The sequence below is a fragment of the Bradyrhizobium sp. genome (assembly GCF_019242285.1).
Classification (GTDB): Bacteria; Pseudomonadota; Alphaproteobacteria; order Rhizobiales; family Xanthobacteraceae; genus Bradyrhizobium.
In genome coordinates, this window is record NZ_JAFAVV010000184.1 from 1 (window position 1) to 4,401 (window position 4,401).

Sequence of the window (4,401 nt, forward strand, 5' to 3'; positions counted from 1 at the left end):
AGGGGAACTGGCCCTTCACCGGCTTGATGGCGGGGTCCTTGAACTTGCCCATGTCGGCGGCGGAAAGATCGCGCGCGATGCCGTGCACGCCGGTGCAGTCCGGCCGGTTCGGCGTCAGGTTGATCTCGAACACGGGATCGCCGAGGCCCGCCCACGCGGCATAGGGCTTGCCGATCGGCGCATCGGCCGGCAATTCCATGATGCCGTCATGGTCCTGCGACAGCTCGAGCTCGGCTTCCGAGCACAGCATGCCGTGGCTCTCGATGCCGCGGATGGTGCCGACGGACAGCGTGATGTTCTTGCCGGGAATGAAGGTGCCGGGCGCCGAGAACACGCCGATGAGGCCCGCGCGCGCGTTCGGCGCGCCGCAGACGACCTGCACGGGTGCACCGCCGTCTCCCGTGTCGACCATGCAGACGCGCAGGCGATCGGCGTTCGGATGCTGCTCGGCGGAGATCACCCGTGCGATGGTGAACGGCGCAAGCCGCTTGGCCTTGTCCTCGATGCTCTCGACTTCGAGCCCGATCATGGTGAGCTTGTCGGCGAGCTTCTCGACCGAGTCATCGGTGTCGAGATGATCCTTCAGCCAGGAGAGGGTGAATTTCATGATATTTGCTTTGCTGCACGAACGGTCTGTTCCCTTCCCCGCTCTTGTCCGCCGAAGCCTTGGCGAAGGCGGATGCGGGGTAGGGTCGGGGTGGGGGCTCTCTCCGCGACGGCGGTCGCGATTGTTTCGAGAACGCCGCCGCGATTTGTCATCACGTCGTGATTGCTGAAGCGGAGCACCTTGAGGCCTTTCGCTTCGATCACCGTCGAGCGACGCTTATCGGCCTGCTCGCCCTCATCGGAAAAATGCTGCCCGCCATCCAGCTCGATAACGAGCTTGGCGGCGTGGCAGATGAAGTCGGCTATATAGTTCTCGATCGGGACCTGGCGGCGAAAACCTGCGCCGCCTAGTCGGTGACCGCGTAGTTCGGACCACAGGATTCGTTCAGCGTCGGTCGAGTTTTTCCAAAGGGCGCGTGCATTCGCGCGCAACTTCGAAGACACTTTCCAGGTCGGGTTTCCTTCCTCGTCCATCGACCCCTCCGATGCGGAGACACCCCCGCCCCAGCCCTCCCCCGCAAGCGGGAGAGGGAGCTTCACCGGTTGCGTGGACGCGGCGGGGCAAATTGAGATAGCGCTCAAGAGCTCAGTCCTCCCGCGAGCGTGGGAAAATCCAGCGGGCGGAAGCCGTAGTGGGCGAGCCAGCGCACGTCGGCGTCGAAGAAGGCACGCAAATCGGGCATGCCGTATTTCAGCATGGCGATGCGGTCGATGCCCATGCCCCAGGCAAAGCCCTGATATTCGTCGGGATCGATGCCGCAGGCGCGCAGCACGTTCGGATGCACCATGCCGCAGCCGAGAATCTCCAGCCAGTCCTCGCCCTCGCCGAAGCGGATCTCGCCCTTGTCGCGGCGGCACTGGATGTCGACTTCGAGCGACGGTTCGGTGAACGGGAAGAACGACGGCCGAAAGCGCATGTTGATATGGTCGACCTCGAAAAAGGCCTTGCAGAACTCGTGCAGGATCCATTTCAGGTGACCGAGATGCGAGCCCTTGTCGATCACGAGACCCTCGACCTGGTGGAATTGCGGCGTGTGAGTCGCATCCGAATCGATGCGGTAGGTGCGGCCCGGGCAGATCACGCGGATCGGCGGCTTCTGCGATAGCATGGTGCGCACCTGCACCGGCGAGGTGTGGGTGCGCAGCAGCAGGCGCGAGCCGTCCTCCTTCGGATGGAAGAAGAAGGTGTCGTGCATCTCGCGGGCGGGATGGCCGACCGGGAAGTTCAGCCTGGTGAAGTTGTAGTCGTCGGTCTCGATGTCCGGCCCCTCGGCGATCGCGAAGCCCATGTCGGCGAAGATCGCGGTCAGCTCATCAGTGACCTGGCTCAGTGGATGGAGACGGCCAACCTCCGCGGGCGGCTCCCGCACCGGCAGCGTGACGTCGACCGTCTCGCTGGCGAGCCGTGCATCGAGCGCAGCGGCCTTGAGGATGTCACGCCGCGCGGCGAGCGCCTCCGTGACCGTGTCCTTGGCGAGATTGATGGCCGCGCCCTGCGTCTTGCGCTCGTCGGGCGACATCTTGCCGAGCGTGGCAAGCAGGGCCGAGATCGAGCCCTTCTTGCCGAGTGCCGATACCCGCACGGCCTCCAGCGCCGTTTCGTCGCCGGCGGCGGCGATGTCGTTGAGGATGGTCTGTTCGAGCGCGGCGAGATCGGACACGGTCAAATTCCTTGGGCTTCAGCTTCCCTGGGCTTCAGCGGGCCGCCGGGTTGTGGCCGCCCTCAGGCGTCAACGTCAAGGCCAAAACGACCCGCTGAAAGCGCAGCGAAGCCGTCCGGCGCCGTTGAACCCGTCCGCCCGCTCGGCCACCTAGGAGATCGAGGAGAACATCACCATGAATCTGCGAGTCCGCGCGGCGGCGCTGGCCGTCCTCGTTGTCCTGGGCGCGTCACCGGCGGGCGCCGCGGTCTGTCAGGAAATCGATGACCCTCGAGGAGATCGTCGCCGCCATCGAGGCAGCGCCGGGCTGCGAGCGTGCGATGAAGATATTTCAGGACTGCGAATTCGGCACGAGCGACGACGTGCAACTCGGCGCGGCGGTCGAGAAGACGTGCGAAGCGGATTTCCTGATCCGCCTCAAGCCGCAACAGCAGCAATCCTACCGGCGTGAGCTCAAGGTCTGCGACGGCAAATACCGGAACCAGTCCGGCACCATGTACCTCTCCTTCACCGCCTTCTGCCGGGCCGAGGTCGCCCAGCGCTATTCGCGCCGGGCGCAAAAGGCGACCCGCGAGTGATCAGGCCGGCAGCGCCGCCTTGGCCTTCTCGGCGATTGCCTGGAAGGCCGCGGGCTCGTGGATGGCGAGATCCGACAGCACCTTGCGGTCGACGGTGATGCCCGACTTCGCGAGCCCGTCGATGAAGCGGCTATAGGTCAGGCCGAACGGACGGACGGCGGCATTGAGGCGCTGGATCCACAGTGCGCGGAACGTGCGCTTCTTCCGCTTGCGGTCGCGGAAGGCATATTGCCCGGCCTTCTCGACCGCCTGCTTGGCGGTGCGGATGGTGTTCTTGCGCCGGCCATAATAGCCCTTGGCGGCCTTGTAGACTTTCTTGTGCTTGGCGTGGGCGGTCACACCGCGTTTGACGCGAGACATGACGGAAATCCTTCGGTCAAGAGATGACGGAGGGCGCGCTCGCGCGGCCCGGCTCAGGCGGACGTGATCAGGCGTTCGGCAGGAAGTATTTCTTGATGTTGTCGCCGTCGGTCTTGAACAGCACGCGGGTGCCGCGGAGCTGACGGATCTGCTTCGTCGTTCGCTTGATCATGCCGTGGCGTTTGCCGCGCTGGGCATGCATCACTTTGCCGGTGCCGGTCACCTTGAAGCGCTTCTTGGCGCCGGACTTGGTCTTCAGCTTGGGCATTTGGCTCTCCTCTTGGCCCCAGCACGAAACCGCCCGAGAGGGCGGCGTGGCGGCGAAATGCTCGTTAGAGCGTTGAAAACGCGCGGCTTTTCCAAAAAGGACAAAGGCCGACGAACACAACCGCCACGGCAGCCCTTGTTCAGCCGGGCGGTTGAAGGCCGTGCTTATGGCAGAGGATCGACGAATTGGCAACGATGAACCCTTGGCCCGGCTCGGGTGATCCATGGCCGCGCCGCATCACCCGGACCCGAGCCTTCGGCGACGTTGCAGCGCGATGTGGCAGGCGACGCGGGCTGAAACGAGAAAACAAGACGGCCCGCCAAACTGTCTGACGGGCCGGTTTCATTCGGTGATCTGAAACTCAGTTCAGCGACTTCGGACGGATCAACGCGGCGCCAGCACCATGACGACCTGGCGGCCTTCGAACCTGGCGTCCTGCTCGACCTTGGCGAACTCGGCGACGTCGGCCTTCACCTTGTCGAGCAGCTTGGTGCCGATCTCCTGGTGCGCCATCTCGCGGCCGCGATAGCGCAAGGTGATCTTCACCTTGTCGCCCTCCTCGAAGAAGCGCTGCATCGCACGCATCTTCACGTCGTAGTCGTGATCGTCGATCATCGGCCGGAGCTTGATCTCCTTGATCTCGACGACCTTCTGTTTCTTGCGGGCCTCCGCGGCCTTCTTCTGTGCCGAATACTTGTACTTCCCGTAGTCCATGATCTTGCAGACGGGGGGAATGTTGTTCGGCGAAATCTCCACCAGATCCATGCCCGCCTCGACGGCCATCTTGATTGCCATCATGGTCTCGACGGTACCCCGGTTGGTACCGTTCTGATCGATCAGCTGAATCTGCGCGTTGCGAATCTCATCATTGGTGCGCGGCCCGTCTTTGGTGGCAGCGGGCGGGGCTCTATTGGGACGGCGAATGGTT

At 64.0% G+C, this 4,401-nt stretch carries 7 protein-coding genes; 1 reads left to right on the forward strand and 6 read right to left on the reverse strand.

The window, feature by feature from the left end:
• From ytpR to pheS, 3 genes are all read right to left on the reverse strand, one after another.
• Positions 1 to 607, reverse strand: a 607-nt coding sequence (ytpR, locus tag JOY90_RS06945; RefSeq protein WP_367276887.1) for a YtpR family tRNA-binding protein, incomplete at its 3' end; no start/stop codon positions are given.
• Positions 604 to 1,080, reverse strand: a complete 477-nt coding sequence (locus JOY90_RS06950; RefSeq protein WP_291690410.1) for an endonuclease domain-containing protein — start codon at positions 1,078 to 1,080, stop codon at positions 604 to 606. The genes JOY90_RS06950 and ytpR, both read right to left, overlap by 4 nt.
• Before the next feature lie 104 nt (positions 1,081 to 1,184).
• Positions 1,185 to 2,267, reverse strand: a complete 1,083-nt coding sequence (gene pheS / locus JOY90_RS06955; protein ID WP_291690411.1) for a phenylalanine--tRNA ligase subunit alpha — start codon at positions 2,265 to 2,267, stop codon at positions 1,185 to 1,187.
• 263 nt (positions 2,268 to 2,530) lie between these two features.
• On the opposite strand from pheS, the gene JOY90_RS06960 reads away from it, so the two are divergent.
• Entirely contained in the window at positions 2,531 to 2,845 is a 315-nt protein-coding gene (locus tag JOY90_RS06960; RefSeq protein WP_291690412.1) for a hypothetical protein, read from the forward strand.
• Here JOY90_RS06960 and rplT read toward each other — a convergent pair whose 3' ends face one another.
• The 3 genes from rplT to infC all read right to left on the reverse strand — a co-directional run bounded on the left by rplT (position 2,846) and on the right by infC (position 4,397).
• Entirely contained in the window at positions 2,846 to 3,205 is a 360-nt protein-coding gene (gene rplT, locus JOY90_RS06965; protein ID WP_291690413.1) for a 50S ribosomal protein L20, read from the reverse strand.
• A gap of 67 nt (positions 3,206 to 3,272) precedes the next feature.
• A complete protein-coding gene (gene rpmI, locus JOY90_RS06970; RefSeq protein WP_225704061.1) occupies positions 3,273 to 3,473 on the reverse strand; it encodes a 50S ribosomal protein L35 in 201 nt (66 codons plus the stop codon).
• 384 nt (positions 3,474 to 3,857) lie between these two features.
• The gene (infC, locus tag JOY90_RS06975; RefSeq protein ID WP_291690414.1) at positions 3,858 to 4,397 is read right to left on the reverse strand and encodes a translation initiation factor IF-3; all 540 of its coding nucleotides are present in this window, start codon (positions 4,395 to 4,397) and stop codon (positions 3,858 to 3,860) included.
• Positions 4,398 to 4,401 lie beyond the last annotated feature (4 nt).